22 protein-coding genes and 1 pseudogene are annotated in these 16549 nt (G+C 43.8%); 1 reads left to right on the forward strand and 22 read right to left on the reverse strand.

What is annotated here, in order from left to right:
• Positions 1-23: 23 nt before the first annotated feature.
• From NST08_RS20360 to NST08_RS20415, 12 genes are all read right to left on the reverse strand, one after another.
• Entirely contained in the window at positions 24-899 is an 876-nt protein-coding gene (locus NST08_RS20360; protein WP_251537371.1) for a class I SAM-dependent methyltransferase, read from the reverse strand.
• Positions 900-1111: 212 nt separating this feature from the next.
• A complete protein-coding gene (locus NST08_RS20365; protein ID WP_251537369.1) occupies positions 1112-1657 on the reverse strand; it encodes a GNAT family N-acetyltransferase in 546 nt (181 codons plus the stop codon).
• A gap of 45 nt (positions 1658-1702) precedes the next feature.
• Positions 1703-2164: a tRNA (N6-threonylcarbamoyladenosine(37)-N6)-methyltransferase TrmO gene (tsaA, locus tag NST08_RS20370; RefSeq protein ID WP_251537366.1), complete on the reverse strand. Its 462-nt coding sequence runs from the start codon at positions 2162-2164 to the stop codon at positions 1703-1705.
• A gap of 141 nt (positions 2165-2305) precedes the next feature.
• Positions 2306-2779: a hypothetical protein gene (locus NST08_RS20375; protein ID WP_341342228.1), complete on the reverse strand. Its 474-nt coding sequence runs from the start codon at positions 2777-2779 to the stop codon at positions 2306-2308.
• 72 nt (positions 2780-2851) lie between these two features.
• Entirely contained in the window at positions 2852-3091 is a 240-nt protein-coding gene (locus tag NST08_RS20380; protein ID WP_341342229.1) for a GNAT family N-acetyltransferase, read from the reverse strand.
• A 36-nt stretch (positions 3092-3127) separates the two neighbouring features.
• Positions 3128-3373 (reverse strand): hypothetical protein, encoded by a 246-nt coding sequence (locus NST08_RS20385; RefSeq protein WP_341342230.1) that lies wholly within the window; start codon positions 3371-3373, stop codon positions 3128-3130.
• A gap of 172 nt (positions 3374-3545) precedes the next feature.
• Positions 3546-4172, reverse strand: a complete 627-nt coding sequence (locus NST08_RS20390; RefSeq protein WP_144873276.1) for a zinc dependent phospholipase C family protein — start codon at positions 4170-4172, stop codon at positions 3546-3548.
• A 55-nt stretch (positions 4173-4227) separates the two neighbouring features.
• Positions 4228-4452 (reverse strand): GNAT family N-acetyltransferase, encoded by a 225-nt coding sequence (locus NST08_RS20395; protein ID WP_321185845.1) that lies wholly within the window; start codon positions 4450-4452, stop codon positions 4228-4230.
• A 399-nt stretch (positions 4453-4851) separates the two neighbouring features.
• A complete protein-coding gene (locus NST08_RS20400) occupies positions 4852-5499 on the reverse strand; it encodes an HAD family hydrolase (protein ID WP_144873279.1) in 648 nt (215 codons plus the stop codon).
• A gap of 9 nt (positions 5500-5508) precedes the next feature.
• Positions 5509-6192: an HAD family hydrolase gene (locus tag NST08_RS20405; protein ID WP_341342231.1), complete on the reverse strand. Its 684-nt coding sequence runs from the start codon at positions 6190-6192 to the stop codon at positions 5509-5511.
• 51 nt (positions 6193-6243) lie between these two features.
• Positions 6244-6768: a 2'-5' RNA ligase family protein gene (locus tag NST08_RS20410; protein ID WP_341342232.1), complete on the reverse strand. Its 525-nt coding sequence runs from the start codon at positions 6766-6768 to the stop codon at positions 6244-6246.
• A gap of 33 nt (positions 6769-6801) precedes the next feature.
• Positions 6802-7269, reverse strand: coding sequence for an NUDIX domain-containing protein (locus NST08_RS20415; protein ID WP_341342233.1), 468 nt, complete (start codon positions 7267-7269; stop codon positions 6802-6804).
• A 367-nt stretch (positions 7270-7636) separates the two neighbouring features.
• Between NST08_RS20415 and NST08_RS20420 the strand changes: the two genes are divergently transcribed.
• Positions 7637-8419 (forward strand): M15 family metallopeptidase, encoded by a 783-nt coding sequence (locus NST08_RS20420; protein ID WP_007127879.1) that lies wholly within the window; start codon positions 7637-7639, stop codon positions 8417-8419.
• A gap of 322 nt (positions 8420-8741) precedes the next feature.
• Here the strand turns inward: NST08_RS20420 and NST08_RS29945 are convergent, their stop codons facing one another.
• The 10 genes and pseudogenes from NST08_RS29945 to NST08_RS20465 form a co-directional block, all read right to left on the reverse strand.
• Positions 8742-9110, reverse strand: coding sequence for a hypothetical protein (locus tag NST08_RS29945; protein ID WP_007127878.1), 369 nt, complete (start codon positions 9108-9110; stop codon positions 8742-8744).
• 458 nt (positions 9111-9568) lie between these two features.
• Entirely contained in the window at positions 9569-10030 is a 462-nt protein-coding gene (locus tag NST08_RS20425; RefSeq protein WP_028404689.1) for a Fur family transcriptional regulator, read from the reverse strand.
• Between the two features lie 215 nt (positions 10031-10245).
• A pseudogene (locus NST08_RS20430) lies at positions 10246-10347 on the reverse strand (30S ribosomal protein S14); the annotation flags it as partial.
• 9 nt (positions 10348-10356) lie between these two features.
• The gene (locus tag NST08_RS20435) at positions 10357-11601 is read right to left on the reverse strand and encodes a metal ABC transporter solute-binding protein, Zn/Mn family (protein ID WP_445933636.1); all 1245 of its coding nucleotides are present in this window, start codon (positions 11599-11601) and stop codon (positions 10357-10359) included.
• Entirely contained in the window at positions 11594-12457 is an 864-nt protein-coding gene (locus tag NST08_RS20440; RefSeq protein WP_341342234.1) for a metal ABC transporter permease, read from the reverse strand. Before NST08_RS20440 ends, NST08_RS20435 begins: the two co-directional genes overlap by 8 nt.
• Positions 12403-13110, reverse strand: a complete 708-nt coding sequence (locus tag NST08_RS20445; protein ID WP_341342646.1) for a metal ABC transporter ATP-binding protein — start codon at positions 13108-13110, stop codon at positions 12403-12405. Before NST08_RS20445 ends, NST08_RS20440 begins: the two co-directional genes overlap by 55 nt.
• Before the next feature lie 77 nt (positions 13111-13187).
• Positions 13188-13337: a 50S ribosomal protein L33 gene (rpmG, locus tag NST08_RS20450; protein WP_007127873.1), complete on the reverse strand. Its 150-nt coding sequence runs from the start codon at positions 13335-13337 to the stop codon at positions 13188-13190.
• 93 nt (positions 13338-13430) lie between these two features.
• On the reverse strand, positions 13431-14246 hold the full coding sequence (locus NST08_RS20455) for an AAA family ATPase (RefSeq protein ID WP_341342235.1): 816 nt from the start codon (positions 14244-14246) through the stop codon (positions 13431-13433).
• A 34-nt stretch (positions 14247-14280) separates the two neighbouring features.
• Positions 14281-15468 carry a GTP-binding protein gene (locus tag NST08_RS20460; RefSeq protein ID WP_007127870.1) on the reverse strand — a complete coding sequence of 396 codons (1188 nt, stop codon included), beginning with the start codon at positions 15466-15468 and terminating at the stop codon, positions 14281-14283.
• Positions 15469-15718: 250 nt separating this feature from the next.
• The gene (locus tag NST08_RS20465) at positions 15719-16534 is read right to left on the reverse strand and encodes an ABC transporter ATP-binding protein (RefSeq protein WP_341342236.1); all 816 of its coding nucleotides are present in this window, start codon (positions 16532-16534) and stop codon (positions 15719-15721) included.
• Between the last annotated feature and the right edge of the window lie 15 nt (positions 16535-16549).

Genomic DNA, 16549 nt, shown 5'->3' on the forward strand with positions numbered 1-16549 from the left:
CTTTGTCGTGATACATTAAGTTTTTACTCTACGGTTCCGAAAGATATCTTCATATTGGGGGCATAGACTAACCAGGATTCATCCGTAAACCGTTGTGAAAATGCTCCTTCAGCTTCATATTGCTCCATCGCTTTAGTCTCGTTTAATCCTCTAGATAATAAATTGTTCATTACTTCTGTAATGTCATCGGGTTCTTGTCCCAAGCCCTCTTCCTTCAAAGCACGATACAGAAAGCTTTTCCCTTCAACGTCCATGTTTTGGTCAAGAAAGTTAACCTTATCGCTAACCCTGCAGCCAACGTTCCTTAATCCTAGCTGGCTTAGGAGAATCGGTATTTGGATGCCTATATTGCCGTCCTTCCCCGTACGTTTGCGATCTTGTTCGAATAACTCCTGTAGAATCCCTAACCGGATTATGTCACTTTGCTCGATTCCATCCAGATAATTATTCGACATATTGGCAATCCAATGGGGTTCGAAGCAGATGACCATCCCGTTTCCTTTCACACTATCGATCATCTTCTTCAGGATTCTTTCAGGATCTGTCATATGCAGTAAAAAAGCATGACTGATTGCGATGTCATACTTCTTTTCAAATGGAGTATCCTCAATATCACTCACGATAAATTCAGAATCGTATGGAAGCTGCGCGAATATTTCATTGGCATGATTAATTAAATCTACGCCTTTGTCGATGCCGGTATATGTTGACCCTTCAGGGAGTATTGGGAGAAGTTTTAGTCCCATGTATCCGAAACCGCATCCATACTCGATGATCTTCACCGGTTTATGAATCTTCCAAACGCGCTGTACTAGAAATTCCAAATAATCATCGTTGTAATACAACCATCTGGTATTTCTTAGATACTCAATTTGATGATCCCAATAATATTCTGACATACCATGCTCCTTTAAATGAAATCAATGATCCTTGCTTCAAAAAAAATGACCCAGCCATAGATAGCTCATATCTTAGGCTGGGTCATAGGTTGAGTGTAATTCTATTTATTATACATCTGACTTATCTCATAACCAAACGTTATCTAACAAAACCTGGGGGACGTTTAATTTCCACTGTCCCCCTACAAAGGGATATAAAATGTATTTATATACTAAGAGTTACAATTTTCTTTACTTAATGTGTAATAAAGCTCTCCATTATAAAAATCAAATTCTTCTGGCAAACCAGAAACCTGATGCACATATTCAAATCCAAGCTTATCCAGTACTTTCCTGGATGGTTGATTACCCGGCTTCACAACCGCCACTAATTCAGCTAGAGCCAACTCATTAAAACAATATTCGACAAGTGCTTTAACGGCTTCACTGGCGTAGCCCATTCCCCAGAATGGTTTTCCTATTAAATAGAAAATCTCCTTGGAGCTATGATTAAAATCAAGGCTTCCAATACCGCACCAACCAACGTGTCGTCCATCATCCTTTCTAGTGATGACAAACGAATATTTATACCAGTCGTGCTGTGGACTGATTTCATAGCATCCGATAAGCCAACTAAAAAGCTCTTTATACTCCTCGAATGTCATGATCTCCATCGGCAAGTATGTAAACAGGTCATTATCTTGCATCAACTCAAATGCTTCCTGGAGATCATTGTCTTGATAAGCCCGAACAACCAATCTTTCAGTTTCAATCCTCAACAGTTTGATGTAATCTCCTCCGACGTTTGACGTATTAATAGTTTTTCAACCCCAATAATCTTCCATTAATTTCTTAGACCATTCCGGCTGCTTCACCTCGCGGTTGGGTAGGAACTCCTTCATAACAGGTTTAATATCAATGATGGGCGTACCATCAATTGCATCTAAATGTTTTACGATCAATTTTTTATGATGATGCCCCAGCAGTTCGACTGTAGTCAAACCTAATTTATTGGGTCTGTTCTTTCCACGCTGGGCAAATATCCCCACCATGGGAAATTCCTTATTATTTCGTGGATGTCTCGCCTCATATTGAATTTTGTCATCCGCTACTTTATCGAAGTAAAAAATAATCTCCAAATGTGAAAAATCGCTTATTCCTTCAAGCGATGACGCATTTAAATCATCAACCAGCTCAATTTCAGTTACAATGGAGCCCCATTGATCATCTTTAATTTCCGTTCGCGAATTACGTACATAGGCAATTGGTTTAATGATGAATTCCATAAGTTAGCCCAACCTTTTGATTTGAATTGAAATGATTATACCATGTTTTGGAATTCCGTATCGACATCGCTTCGGCGTAAGCAATGAGATAGTTATTATTTTGCTCTCCTAGCTTCGCCTCTGGTACCCATGCAGTTATAATTACCATTTCTCTGGCAGCACCCACGGCAGCTTTCCTTGAAATTCAACCTGTAGAGCTGGGCTTGGAAACGTATCAGGTACTAGACTCAATCCATATGTAAAACCAAAAGTAAATCCATCAATCTCAATTAAATCGTCTGATAAATAAGCATTACTGATTGTGTCATCGCCTGACGTTATCCAGCAATCTGGTCCATCTAATATCCTTCCAACGATATGATAAAATCCACCATACAAGTGCGTTCCATCCTCATCTTCGTAATATTCAGATACTTCGCCTTCCTTACGAGGATCTATACCAAATCTATCAAAAAAATCTAAAATTCCTTGCGGCAATGTTCTGATTGCTTCTACATAATTCCTACAAAATAAACATGAGCATCCATCAGTAATGAAGCGATATGATTTATAGTAATTCCTTGTTGTCTCAGGATCATACTCGACTGTCCATGATTTCAACTTAATGGTTATCATGTTCTCAGCTCTTTCAGGATTAGTTTCGGTTAGAACTTACTATTTTCTACTGCGAATACTCCAATTCATTGGTTATACCTCTATCCAAAATCGATTGACGATGTTTCCATCTTCTTCAATATAATCATGATCTTGAATTCCGCCGTTCTTCATAATCGTTTTCTTGGAAGCAATATTATCGGCATCACATACGACTAACACTTTACGTATTCCCAGTTCTTTGGTTTTCTCTAACGCTAAGGATAATAATTGGGTTGCGTACCCCTTACGACGTTCAGAAGGCCGAATCCCATATTCCAATATGACCGCCACAATTCAGTAGCTTCTCATTTAGCTGGTGTCTTATATTTACAGCTCCCACAATTCTATTTGTTTCGGTAACCAACCAGTAAGTGGAATCCCTAACCCAACCTTCCGGGGTTCGATACCTTCTTCATTGTTCAATAAAAAATGCAGCATGCCTTCAAAGTCACGAGGATCCTTTGTTATTACCCAAGGCACCATAACCTCATTACTTTCCAGCCATTCTTGATAAAAAGATAAATATTCCTCTTTATATTTCGTTGATGGTCTCACTAACTGCACATCCATCATGTCACCTCCATTTCGTTGGATAACCTTTAACATGTCGTATTTTCCAGAACTATCTTATAGAAACAAATCAATGGTATTCCGCCCTAACCATTTCAACCGGCTGGGGCGTTTGTCCTCTAGATCCCTATTCAGGGGTGATAGAGAATCTGCGTGAGATCGGATGGATTACATATTAATTTAAATCTGTGGTTAAGGTTAGTATAGGCTTCAAATGTATAAGTCCCTTATCTACCGATGTTTCGATATATCCGACGATTTGGTCAAATGTAAATACCTGGAGGCTCTCATTCAACTCGTCCTGATCATACTCCATATCGCCCAATGCGGAAGGAATAAATTGTTTAACTTCACTTGCCTTAACTTCCTGCAAATTCATGATGGTCGGTTGTATGCTAAGCCAATTTCTTAACTCATCCATGACACCATAGTATTCCAGTAACTTTCCATTTAGTAATCGGAAGTCATGATGGTATCGCTTGTACAACCCTTCATCTGCTCCCATTCTATTTTTCAGCCAAGCTAGATTAAACCCCTGCAGCCAAATATCATCGGCGATTAAATGTGCAAAATACCCCAATACATAATGACTGTCTTTATACGAGCTATACTTATGTAGGAAACCATGATAATCGATATATCGTGTATAATTTTGAACTTCGCCTTTGAAGAAGTGGGATGTGTCTTTGGTGGGGACCGCGTCAGGAGCTATGCCACCTATTAAAAAGGACGCCTTATCTTTAATTGCTAGACTGTCTGCAATTTTATTAGCAATAATCAAATGCATAATTCTAGAGCCCATGCATCCACCACCATGTATTTTTTGTTGGAGCTTAGTTACGGAAATAACTAGGCTCTTAAGTTAAATCTTTATATAGAAACTCTCTGTATTTTTTAAAACCTTGTTTCTGATAGAACCTTTCAGCATGCTCATTATCGATCCAGTAATCAAGATCAATTTTGGGGATTCCGTGTTCAAGCGCAAATTCGCATACTTTATCCATCAGAAGCGTGCCTAATCCCTTCCGCTGAACTTCTTTAATAATGCTTAACTGATGAACATAAACCGATTGAGTTGATATCTTAAAAACACTCTCTTGGTACTGTTTTTTTCAAAACATATGTATCCTAAAGCCCGGCCTCGACCACAAAGAAGATAAAAGTAATGATTCGACGTCTTATCTGCCATCAATTTTTGAAAAAATTGATTAACTTCTTCATCATTATATGCTTTAAAATACTCAGGATATAAAGCGTAATGTAGATCATGAACATCCTTATTTAGATGAGCGATCGTGCTAGAGTCAGTACATTGAAACACTTCCATATTGAATACCTCCATCTGTATTTTACAAAGGCAAATAAATTGTTGATGACGGAACCCCGATATATCCACTACTCACAAGCCCTGATCACATCAAACGTAAAGTTCTCCATACGGGCGGCTATACATCAATGGTTCCCTCCCCCTCCCCTATCTTTTACTTCTCGATCAGTTCACTGATAAATTCCGATATGCTGGAGAATTCATAATCAGGCTTTATTAAAAACTCGCTGCTATGAGAATTGTCGAGCCAATTCACTCCCACAGTCTTCACCTTCGCTCTAACTCCAGCTTCAATATCTGCCTGACTATCTCCGACAAATAACGTTTCTTGAGGTGAGCATCCCAATAGCTTCATTGCCTTTATAATCCCTTCCGGATGAGGCTTTGGATCAACAACATCGTCACCGGTTATCGACACTTTGAACAGATCATCTGGAAATAGATGCTTTACGGATATGTCGTAGCTTCTTCTTGCCTTTCCGGTTACGATACCTGTCGAGATCCCTTTGTGGTGAATGAGATTTATCAATTCGAGGATTTCTTGGTTACCGGATACCATTCTGTCGTGTTCTCTTTCGTAGTGCAAATAGTAATCATCAATCGCTTCATGAACCCGATCTTTACAGCGTAAATTCTGCTGAATGATACCAACCTCGGATGGTCCGAACATGGCAACAATATCTTGATCCGATAATGTTCGCTGATCATAGGTAGCAAAGATCTTTTGAAACGAATAAAAACAAATAGGCAATGTATCTGCCAATGTACCGTCAAAATCGAACAAAATTGCTTTATACTTCAACGTGGTCACCTACTTCATGGGCTTAATCCCAAGATTCCATTGCTCTATGATTCTCTCGATCTCGAATAAATCGCTTACCTTTCCATCATAATCAACCGGCTCTGTATAAAAACCATCTTCCTTCCAGATCCCTTTCATTCCCGCGTTCTTGCTCGCAGCAATGTCATTCGCAGGATGATCTCCTACATAAACGCAGGCTTGAGGTTGTACCCCCATCCGTTCAGCTGCCCTAAGAAATATGGCTGGATCAGGTTTTCGAATGCCCTCGATTTCGGAAATCAGAATCACTTCAAAATACTTCTGAATTCCTAGAGCCTCAATATTACTTGACTGGAAGTCCCCAACTCCATTCGTAATGATTCCTAGCTTAAAGCCATGGTTTTTAAGTCTTTCCAAAACCTCGTGCGTATTCGGAAAGGGGACAGCATGTTTACTGAATCCACTCGTATAATCAGCTAATAGTTCATTCCAATCCAGCGGCAGCTCAAACTCCTTGATCAACTCCTGGTAGACTCGATCCTTCCACACATAGCCGCGATGATCTAATTCAATAAATCGGTTTGTATATCGCTCCATCCCTATACTTTTAGCGTTATGTATAATCCTCGCATATTGATCAACAACAAAGTGATATAGAGAAGTGCTGCGGTCTAGCAATGTCCCATCAAGATCAAAAATAACAGCTCGAATCATAGGATATACCGCCTTTCATAACGATGACCTAAGGACCTCTACGTTACCGAATTACATGCTCTTGATGTCTTCCTTTATTCTGTACTTTTCGGTTTTATTCGCTCGATAAAATAAACTAACGGTGGACACAGAAAACGTGTGGTTATTTTCAAAGTCAAGAAGGATATCCTTTCTCATCTCTTCAATGGTAGCTTCGGATAACCTTGATTTTCGTGCTACCGTAATATGAGGCTTATAAAGCTCTAGTTCAAAACATTTCTTAATACTTTCCTCGTTTGGCTTAAACACCGACACAAGTTGTTTATGCAGCTCAATCAGCTCATCTGACTGAACATCCAGATACAATACATCTTTATCTCCAAAATATCTCGGCCCACCAATGGTAATTTGGAAACTTCCGAACTCCGATATGATCTTTCGGCATTTGGAAAGCCAGCTCATATCCTCTGTAAGTCCACAAGAGGCTTTGACGGTGATGTGTGGGTCCGAACCATTCTGCACACGGTATTTTTCTCTTACGTTCATGACCTTCTCATAAATATCCGCTTCGGGAACAATGCCAAAAAAGAAATCCATTATGTCACGGCCTCCTTCGCTATGCTGTTTCTTTCAGTGGTCTTCAAATGTACTTTCCCAGAACGGTCCTTCCTCTTTATTAAAATATCTCTGAATAACCTCTCTTACGGGGTATGGCTGCAGATTATGCTGCTCCATGTCATTCATTCGAATCCAGTAAAACTCCAAATGGTTCTCTTGGGATTCAGGGTTTATTGAATGATCGATATGTGGTAACTCGACTCGAAATAAATGATTGAGTTCCTGATGGTAGGTCGTGGGAAGCTCAAAATCAGCTTCAACACACCCTATATATTCCCCCACGATACTCTCTTGTCCAAACTCCTCTTTAATCTCCCTGGATAACGTGGTTCTCATGCCTTCCTTAAACTCTACGTGACCGCCTGGAAGAAATGTGTTGTCCATGCCCTTACAGTGCGCGATTAATAGGTTACCATCCGAGAGAATAACCCCTCTGGCGAGCACATGATATTTTTGATTGTTGATATCCCTATATTTCATAAAAAATCATCCTTATCAATTGGTTTGAGCCTCATTATTTCACCAGTTTAGCCCACATTCCTGCGTTCTTACAGGGCTTATTTAGCTCTGAGGTGTTCTTTATATTTCTTAGGTTCTCTGTAATCTATAAAAATGACCCAGCCACAGATCGCTATTAATCTAGGCTGGGTCGTTGGTTGTTTATATAGCTTACTTCCTGAATTATACATCTAAATGTCAAAAGACGGTAGATTCATAGGAATTGCCTAAAGACTCCTCCGTCTAAGCATCTATGATTCTTGTTACATGTCGGAAACATTTTAGATATTATTTCGACATGTTTCTCCTATATACTCTATGTGTAATGGGATCAGGAGGGATACAGCATATGAAAAATAGCAAATTAACGTCGTTCATGCCGAAAATCGTCATCGGTTCCTTGGTCGCAAGCTTGGCTTTAACCTGCATGCCTTTTCCAAAGGGAGCTGATCAAGCGATTGCCGCTGCATCGCGCTCGTCGCAGAGCTTCGCGAAATTTATGCAGATGAACGCTCCGAGCCGGACCGTGAAAACCATAGGCGGAATTCAAACGGTCACGAACCTTTCCAGCACGGTTGTACTGGTAAACAAGCAGAGAAATCTACCTTCCACTTATGTTCCGAAGGATCTGGTCGTTCCCAATGTTCCGTTCAGCTTCTCTGGGCCAAGCCCTAAGAAGCAGTTGAGAAAAATCGCGGCCAATGCCTTGGAGGATTTATTCGCTGCTGCTAAAAAGGACGGCATTGAGCTCAAAGCTGTCTCCGGCTACCGTTCGTACGCCACGCAAAAATCGATCTTTGAACGCAACGCCAGCATCAAAGGCGAAGCCGTAGCGAACAAGACCAGCGCGCGCCCGGGACAGAGCGAGCATCAGACCGGTCTAAGCATGGACATCTCCAGCGCCTCGGTTGGATATGCACTGGAGCAAAGCTTCGGCAGCACGAAGGAAGGCAAGTGGCTGAAAGCCAACGCCCATAAATACGGCTTCATTATTCGTTATGGCAAGGGCAAGGAAAAGCTTACCGGTTATTCGTACGAGCCTTGGCATGTTCGGTATGTCGGCGTTTATATTGCGGGAGAGATCACGAGACAGAACTTGACGCTTGAGCAATACTTGCAGAAATCCATCTAACTTTAAGAACGGGCAGCCCTGCTGCCCGTTTCGTGTTAAGCGCCTCTTAGACATGAACATCATCTAACTCATCAGGACAAATAATAATGTATTATTCCAATTCAGATTGATCATAGTTCAATTCCGATAGCGTAGTATGGAAGCTTTCCCTTTCTGCATCGAAAATTTCTTTCTCGATGATTTGAAAAATCACAAAAGCAGCCCATCCTCTAATGAGGAGTGAGCTGCTTTTCGTTGACCATGAATCCTACATCCTAAATTACACGGTTCCATAATGCTGATGCATATTGCCAACCAAATCGAGAGTTCCCTTTTGCAGGAATTACTGTCTTATGATGAGGATGTCTCTAGGCGGTCTGCCTGTGCTTTGAATTTGAGAAATTTCAGCATCCGTAAGATTTCGTCCTACCAAAATGAGCGAAGATGTTACATTATCAAAATTGCCTAAGTTCGCTACATTTTGGCTTCCCCGGAATACACGGAATGATCCCTGAAAGTTAATTCTCGAAAATAGTACAAGGGTTACTTGAGAGCTTTCCACTACATTTCTAAGCCGAAAACTCGAAAGGATGTTGTCAAATCGAAATGCTCCAAGATCGCGAATTGCAACACCTCCGCGTCTGAAGAGAATCCTACGAACAGAAAAATTAGGGCCAGACCAAAGAGCAAGACGTAAATCGCTGTTTGCCATCTATACCACTCCTTTTCTTGGGAATGATATAGTATATTACCAAGTTGAGAGAATGGTATAAGGCAAAAATATCAGTTTAAAAGTTTGTTTTTTCGTATAAACATAGATTTCGTTATCCTTAAATCCTCTCAAGTCTATTTACAAGATTCATAGTCATCGATTTAACTATTTAAGGAAATCCGGACAATACAACAACAGGAACCTTTCTCACCCAACTTCTGATATCCCAAGTTGTTATGGGTAACTCCTTACATGTGCTGCTTTCCGCTGCACGATACGAGGTGAACTTATCAAAACGATATAGTAACCTCAACTTTGACGAGGACTGGTTCCATGAACAGCTTGCTGGTTATGCGGCTGCATAAGCTATTTCCCGATTTACGCTAAAAGACCTCCCAGCTCTAGGCATACGCCCGTTCCAGCTGAGAGGCCTATTATTTTTTTATCATGGACTTTCCTTATTCCAAAGTCTCTTCCTTCTCAAGTGCTTGGCAGCCTTCGCATAATCCATAAACCTCAAAGCGATGCCGCAAGACTTTGTAATTCCCGGGTAATACAAAACCGTGGTCCATTGGACAGTAATCAAAGGGAAGTGTTTTTTCGCAGTTAACGCAAATCAAATGATGATGGTGGTGGGTCGTGCAGTTCTCTTTGAACTTTAAACCCCCGTCCATAAAATAGAAATGCTCCAAAACCCCCATCTCACTTAACATGCGAAGATTACGATAAACCGTATCCAGACTCATGCTCGGGTAATAGACGGACATTTGATCATATACATCTTTGGGTGATAAATAACCGTCGTGGTCAGCGAAGATCTGAGCTAACGTCCTTCTTTGTTCCGTTACTCTCCATCCATTTCGCGCCATCGTATTCAGCATGTCTTTCACTTTGGCTTGGCTGTTCTCCTTCATTACCATACGTTCCCTTCCTGAGTATACAAAACATCCTGCATAATACCGTCTCCATGTTTTGAAAAAGATTTATCCTTGTATTTTATCAAGAATGAAGGGAAATGTCATATATGGCTACTATCATGAAATGAATGGATGTCAAACAATGAGTACGTTAGCCCTCGCCCTCTATCTTTACTCAAACGTGCGTCTTACCAGCTGGACTTCTTGATACCTGGAATTTATCCTTTGTGGGCTAGCTCGCGAAACACGATCCGCGACACGCCAAACTTGCTAATGTAGCCTCGGGGTCTGCCGGTCACCGCGCAGCGATTGTGAAGTCTTGTCGAAATCTATTCATTTAAAGCAGCCTGCAGCGCTTGGAGATTTTGACGCATGATCGCAATATAATCAAGCTGTTTGGAAATATCCTCATCCGTCAGCCCTTCAATCGGATTTAATACAGCGGTGGATGCTCCGATTTCTGAGGCAATCGTTTCTGCAACGTTTGAGGCTACGAGCGTTTCAAAGAAAATAGTTTTTACATTGTTTTCTTTGGCAAATTCAATAATCTTGGCCATTTGCGATGCCGATGGCTCCTGATCAGGGGACAGGCCTGCTATCGGTACCTGGGTTAAGCCGTATTCTTTGGCCAAGTAACCGAACGCAGCATGCTGGGTGATGAAGTCTTTTCTCTTGGAATCCTTCAAGCCTTCTTTAAACTCCTGATCCAACGCCTCCAGCTTACTTACGTAAGAATCTGCATTCGCTTTGTAGGCATCCTTATGATCAGGGTCTGCTTCAGCCAGGCCTTGTTCAATATTACGCACTTGCTGAATAGCAAGAGCAGGCGAAAGCCACACATGGGGATCAAGACCGCCGTGATCATGATGATGCCCGCCTTCTGCGCCATGGTCATGGGCATGCTCATCTTCGTGGCTATGTTCACCTTCTGCGCCATGGTCATGCGCATATTCATCCTCGTGGCTATGTTCACCTTCTGCGCCATGGTCATGCGCATGTTCATCCTCGTGGCTATGTTCACCTTCTGCGCCATGGTCATGCGCATGTTCATCCTCGTGGCTATGTTCACCTTCTGCGCCATGGTCATGCGCATGTTCATCCTCGTGGCTGTGTTCGCCCTCTGCGCCATGGTCATGCGAATGGGAATGCCCTTCGCCTTCCATGATCTCTATTCCTTGGCTTGCCTCAATTACCTTCAGATCGCGATCTTTAACGCTATCCAGTACCTGATCAATCCAACTCTCCATACCGGCACCGTTATACACAATCACGTCAGCATCAGCAATGCCTGCCATATCCTGCGGCGTAGGTTCCCAGTCATGCGGTTCAACCCCTGCCGGAACCAAATTCTCGACATCCGCCATATCACCAGCAACTTGGCGCGTGAATTCATACATCGGATAGAAGCTTGTTTTAATCTTTAATTTTGCTGCTGTCGATGTATCTGTTACTTGGCTTTCCGTTGTATTCATACTTCCATTGGATTCACTTGGCTTGGCAGAACCGCAGCCCGCGACAGCCAATGCTGCGGATAATGAAAAAGCGGCAAGGATTCGTTTATAACTCTTAATCATGATTAATAACTCCTCTTACTTTCGGTTTGTTTATTTGTACAGCTCTTCGATTTCGCAATTGCAGCAGCTTCTGAATGGATACAGCTATGAGCAAGAACCCTACCAAAATGAGAGCAATGGTGCCACCAGGCGGCGAATTCAAATAGTAGGAGGCGGTTAGTCCCGAGAAAACGCCAACCCATCCTGTAAGGACGGCTACGCCCATGGCAGCTAAAAATCCGGGAGCAATCCGAAGCGCGATCGAGGCTGGAAGCACAATAAGCGCCGATACTAGCAATACGCCAACGATCGGCATGGAGGCAGCGACCGTCATGCCCGTAAACACGGCGAATGAAAACGAAAGAAGCGAAACCCGAGTTCCTGAGATTGCAGCAGTCTCCTCATCAAAGGCGAAGTTATACAGGGGCCGGCGTAAGGCTACAAAAAACACCAGCCCTAATGCGGCTACGATGGCAATCAAAGCGAGCTGTGTATCACTGACCGCAACGATGGATCCAAAAAGGTAGGAACTGACGCTTTTGTTCAAATGCGGATTCACACTCATCAGGACGACGGCCACTGCCAGTCCGGAGGTCATGATAATGGCGACCGGCACCTCGGTGTAGGTGCGGTATACCCTTCGAAGCTGTTCAATGACAAGCGCTCCGATGATGGCGACGACAAATCCGCTTATCGTCGGATTAAGATGCAGGAACGATCCTAATGCCACCCCTGCCAGCGAAACATGCGAGAGGGTATCAGCCATAAGCACCTGCCGACGAAGCATTAAATATACGCCGAGGATCGGAGCGATTACACCGATCAGGCCTCCTGCCCAAAACGCACGCTGCATGAATTCGTAACCGAGCATCGCCATCCCGTATCCTCCTTTCGTTCCAGATGGACGACCCGGTCCAGGTAAGGATCGATTTCCTCCAATGCATGGGTAACCATGATCACCGTTTTTCCTCTTTGTTTCACATAGCGATCCAGCAGCTCGTATAACTCTTTACGGCTCGCTTCATCCATCCCGGTTGTTGGCTCATCAAGGATCAGCGCCTCCGGCTCCTGAGCCAATGCTCTTGCAATACAAGCCCTCTGCTTCTGACCGCCTGACAATTCACCAATCTTATGGTTGCGATATTTCCACATTCCCACTTCCATCAGGCTTTGCTTGACGGCCTCATGATCGCTGGCTGCAAACCGTTTGAACAACCCGAGACGATGATAACGGCCTGAACGAACAAGTTCGATGACTTTGCTGGGGAAACCGGCATTAAACGAAGCCACAAGCTGGGGAACATAACCAACCGTTATTGGTGATCCATCCTCCGATACACGATTCATTTCAATCGTTCCGCTCCAAGGCTTGATCAAGCCCAGCATCAATTTCAGCAGGGTCGATTTCGCTGCACCATTGGGACCTGAAATCGCGATAAATTGCCCGGTATGGATATCCAGTGACAGGTCCTGGATAACAGTTCGATCTCCGTATCCAAACACGACGTCGCGCATGGAGGACAAAATCATTTCAATCTCTTCCTTCCTCATGACAGAACATTCAACACTGTATTGCGTAATAATTACGATTAATAACGCTGCTTATATTAACGTGTCTCGCGATGCAGCGTATATCTTTTCAATCTAGGGCAATACTTGCGCATTTCCAAACGCTCAGGATGATTTTTCTTATTTTTGGTTGTCGTGTAATTGCGATCTCCTGTTTCGGTGCATGCCAGGGTAACGATGACTCTCATATTTTGCACCCTCCTTATTAGTAATATTTACGATTAAAAACGCTAATCTCTATGTGTATCCTTTGTCAATCCCCAATCGGATGATGACTTCTATTAATAAGCAGCGACAATTATTGGTTTATACTCTTCAATCGCGTTCTGCATATGCTTCATCTGAAGAGGCATTCGCTCAATAATCGCTTTACGTTTTGCTTTTAGCACAATCTGCTCGATATCAGCAAAGCTGCACCTTGCAAGCTGCCGGCAAGTTTCAGTGAAAATTGACGGATCACATTCAAATTCGCCAATGAGAATTTCAATGTATAACTTCCGTTGCTCCTGCTCAGGCACGTTATAGATTAACTTCGTATCGAACCGGCGCCATATCGCCTGATCCAGATCCTTTTCCAAATTGGTGGCCGCCATAATAATGCTCCGGTCTCCAAAGTCATCCAAGCATTGGAGCAGCGTGTTTACCGCACGTGCCATCTCCTTGACTTCATCGTTGTTGTCTCGAGTACGGGCAATGGCATCGAATTCGTCCAGAAACAGGACACATGGGAATGCGCTGGCATAATCGAATATTTTACGGATATTGCTTCCGGTCTCCCCCAAATGACTGTGGATGATCGCGTCCAAGCGAACCAAGACAAGTGGAAGCTCAAGGACCTTAGCCATGTAAAAAGCCGTTAACGTCTTACCTGTTCCTGGAGGTCCGAACATGACAATCTTGTTTGGAACCGGCACGCCATGCTGTTCAAACTCCTCCCTCATCCCTAAAATTTCAATAAATTCTTTCACAATTCTTTGATTGACTTCTGACAAAATGAGATGCTTTGCCTTTTTGGCACAGTCTTTGGGTGAATATAGATTTGCCATGTCAATTCCCTTCGCACGGGGAAGACGCTGGCTCGCATTACTTTTACTCATGAATGGCTGCTGCTCCTTCAGTGTATATAATCAGTTATGCAATCCAAGGCAATGGATTCTCAAAGCGCGCCCAATTCAAGCTCATTTCCACATCGGTAAGCAGACACTGATCCAACGCAGCCTCAATATGCTCTCGGTCCATATCGATCCCGATCATCACCAACTCGGTTTGCCGGTCTCCCCAATGGGTGTCCCATTTCACCCGTACATCCTCCTCGGTTCGTAAAATCTCCTCTCTTTCGGCTGCAGGAAGCGCGGCAACCCAATATCCGGCGGGTCCAAACTGAATCGAAGGGCCAGCTTGGCTTAAGCTTGCCGCAACATCTCCATCTGCAGCCAACCACACCAGTCCTTTGGCTCGAACAACCTGTTCAGGCCATTCCCCCATGAATTCAGCCAACCGGGATGGATGAAAGGGCCTTCTGCGGCGATACACGAAGGAGCTGATTCCATACTCTTCGGTCTCCGGGACATGCGCTTCTTTTTGCAATTCCTGGATCCATCCGGCTGACAAACTTACACGTTCAAAATCAAACAATCCCGTATTCAAGATCTCCGACGGATCGACCTGTCCATGCAGGGTACGAATGATCTTGGCGCTTGGCTGCAGCTTTCGAAGGACAGCTTCAAGCTTGTTCAATTCCGCGTCATCCACGAGATCACATTTATTTAGGAGCAGTACATCGCAGGTTTCTATCTGATCGATCAGCAAATCCACGACATCACGATCATCTTCGCTTCCCGCGCCCTGATTGCGGTCCAGAAGGCTCTGACCGGATGCGAAATCCTGCCAGAATCGATTCGCGTCCACGACGGTGACCAAACAATCGAGCTTGGCCAGATTCGTTAAATCGATCCCTGTCTCTTCGTCGGCATATGTAAATGTCTGAGCGACCGGGATCGGTTCGCTGATGCCTGTGGATTCAATCAGAATGTAATCAAACCGTTGTTCGCTCGCGAGTTTTTCGATTTCCTTCATTAAATCATCTCGCAGCGTGCAGCATATGCATCCGTTGGACATCTCAACCAGCTTCTCTTCCGTGCGGGATAAGGACGCCTCTCCCTTAACCAGTGCTGCATCAATGTTAATCTCGCTCATGTCATTTACAATGACAGCGACCTTCAGGCCTTGCCGGTTATTCAGTACGTGATTTAATACCGTCGTTTTTCCCGAGCCTAGATACCCGCTGAGTACCGTTACGGGGATTTGTTGTTGTGTCATTGCATTCTTCTCCTTGTGACTTGATATTGGACTTAAAATAGACTAATCCATCTTATTCGTAATGATTACGATTTATGACAACCCTAATATAATTGCTTTTATTCAAAATGTCAAACGTCCATATTTCGATACGGCAGTTCGTTAGGATCACAAATCATCTTGGCTCCAAAAAAACCACAGCGAATAGACCAAAGATGATCATGGATCCCTGGTCTACCAGCCCTTGATTTTGTAAGCGTTGAGCAATTCCTCATCCTTCACGATGAACGACTGAATGGGGCAGGAATATGGGCGTTCCCGCCACAGGATCCTTCAACACCGTAGCGTGTATTCCGAACACTTCCTGCAGCACAGCTTCAGTCAGCACTCGATCCGGCGTACCATCCCGTACAATCCGCCCGTCCTTTAGAACAACCATGCGATCCGCGTATCTCGCCGCCTGATTCAAATCATGAAGCACAACAATGATCGTAGTCCCCCTCTCCTGGTTCAGCCTCCTAACGAGCTCCAGTATCTCCAACTGATGTCGAACATCCAGAAATGTCGTGGGCTCATCCAGCATTAACACGGGAGTCGACTGCGCGATCGCCATGGCAATCCACGCTCGCTGCCTTTCTCCCCCCGAGAGAGAATCCAGCGGCCGCTGCTCGAAAGCTTGCATACCGGTAACTTCAAGCGCTTCTTCGATCGCAGCATGATCCTGCTTTTTCAACATCCGCAGCGGACCTACATGAGGATACCGTCCCTGCTCTACCAGCTCTCTGACCGTAATGGCCATCGGAACCTCCGGTGACTGAGGGAGTATCGCCATCTTCCTTGCCAAGGACCTCGGAGATTCTTTTGCAATGGCATGCCCATCCAGATATACACACCCTTTCTGCGGCATAAGCAGCCGTGCCATGGTTTTAAGCAGCGTGGATTTGCCGGATCCGTTGGTGCCCAAGAGCGCAGTCACACCACCCGATAGGATATCCATGGACAGCTCTTTGAGGATGGGTTTGTCGTTATATCGCAGCTCTATTTTCTGAGCTTCCAGCAAGGGTTTTTGGGATTGATCTTCTTTCATCTTCGTCTCTGTCTC

Origin of the sequence: Paenibacillus sp. FSL K6-1566, assembly GCF_038050475.1 — a bacterium.
GTDB classification, from domain to species: Bacteria; Bacillota; Bacilli; order Paenibacillales; family Paenibacillaceae; genus Paenibacillus_AQ; species Paenibacillus_AQ lactis.

Bases quoted from the DNA above. Each gene is read 5' to 3' on its own strand.
- NST08_RS20440 (WP_341342234.1), bottom strand. From the start codon at position 12,457: ATGGCGATGCTCGGTTACGAATTCATGCAGCGTGCGTTTTGGGCAGGA.
- NST08_RS20465 (WP_341342236.1), bottom strand. From the start codon at position 16,534: ATGAAAGAAGATCAATCCCAAAAACCCTTGCTGGAAGCTCAGAAAATA.
- NST08_RS20425 (WP_028404689.1), bottom strand. From the start codon at position 10,030: ATGGTAATGAAGGAGAACAGCCAAGCCAAAGTGAAAGACATGCTGAAT.
- NST08_RS20410 (WP_341342232.1), bottom strand. From the start codon at position 6,768: ATGGATTTCTTTTTTGGCATTGTTCCCGAAGCGGATATTTATGAGAAG.
- NST08_RS20390 (WP_144873276.1), bottom strand. From the start codon at position 4,172: ATGGGCTCTAGAATTATGCATTTGATTATTGCTAATAAAATTGCAGAC.
- rpmG (WP_007127873.1), bottom strand. From the start codon at position 13,337: ATGAGAGTCATCGTTACCCTGGCATGCACCGAAACAGGAGATCGCAAT.
- NST08_RS20445 (WP_341342646.1), bottom strand. From the start codon at position 13,110: ATGATTTTGTCCTCCATGCGCGACGTCGTGTTTGGATACGGAGATCGA.
- tsaA (WP_251537366.1), bottom strand. From the start codon at position 2,164: ATGGAATTCATCATTAAACCAATTGCCTATGTACGTAATTCGCGAACG.
- NST08_RS20405 (WP_341342231.1), bottom strand. From the start codon at position 6,192: ATGATTCGAGCTGTTATTTTTGATCTTGATGGGACATTGCTAGACCGC.
- NST08_RS20415 (WP_341342233.1), bottom strand. From the start codon at position 7,269: ATGAAATATAGGGATATCAACAATCAAAAATATCATGTGCTCGCCAGA.
- NST08_RS20375 (WP_341342228.1), bottom strand. From the start codon at position 2,779: ATGATAACCATTAAGTTGAAATCATGGACAGTCGAGTATGATCCTGAG.
- NST08_RS20360 (WP_251537371.1), bottom strand. From the start codon at position 899: ATGTCAGAATATTATTGGGATCATCAAATTGAGTATCTAAGAAATACC.
- NST08_RS20420 (WP_007127879.1), top strand. From the start codon at position 7,637: ATGAAAAATAGCAAATTAACGTCGTTCATGCCGAAAATCGTCATCGGT.
- NST08_RS20455 (WP_341342235.1), bottom strand. From the start codon at position 14,246: ATGAGTAAAAGTAATGCGAGCCAGCGTCTTCCCCGTGCGAAGGGAATT.
- NST08_RS20460 (WP_007127870.1), bottom strand. From the start codon at position 15,468: ATGACACAACAACAAATCCCCGTAACGGTACTCAGCGGGTATCTAGGC.
- NST08_RS29945 (WP_007127878.1), bottom strand. From the start codon at position 9,110: ATGGCAAACAGCGATTTACGTCTTGCTCTTTGGTCTGGCCCTAATTTT.
- NST08_RS20435 (WP_445933636.1), bottom strand. From the start codon at position 11,601: ATGATTAAGAGTTATAAACGAATCCTTGCCGCTTTTTCATTATCCGCA.
- NST08_RS20385 (WP_341342230.1), bottom strand. From the start codon at position 3,373: ATGATGGATGTGCAGTTAGTGAGACCATCAACGAAATATAAAGAGGAA.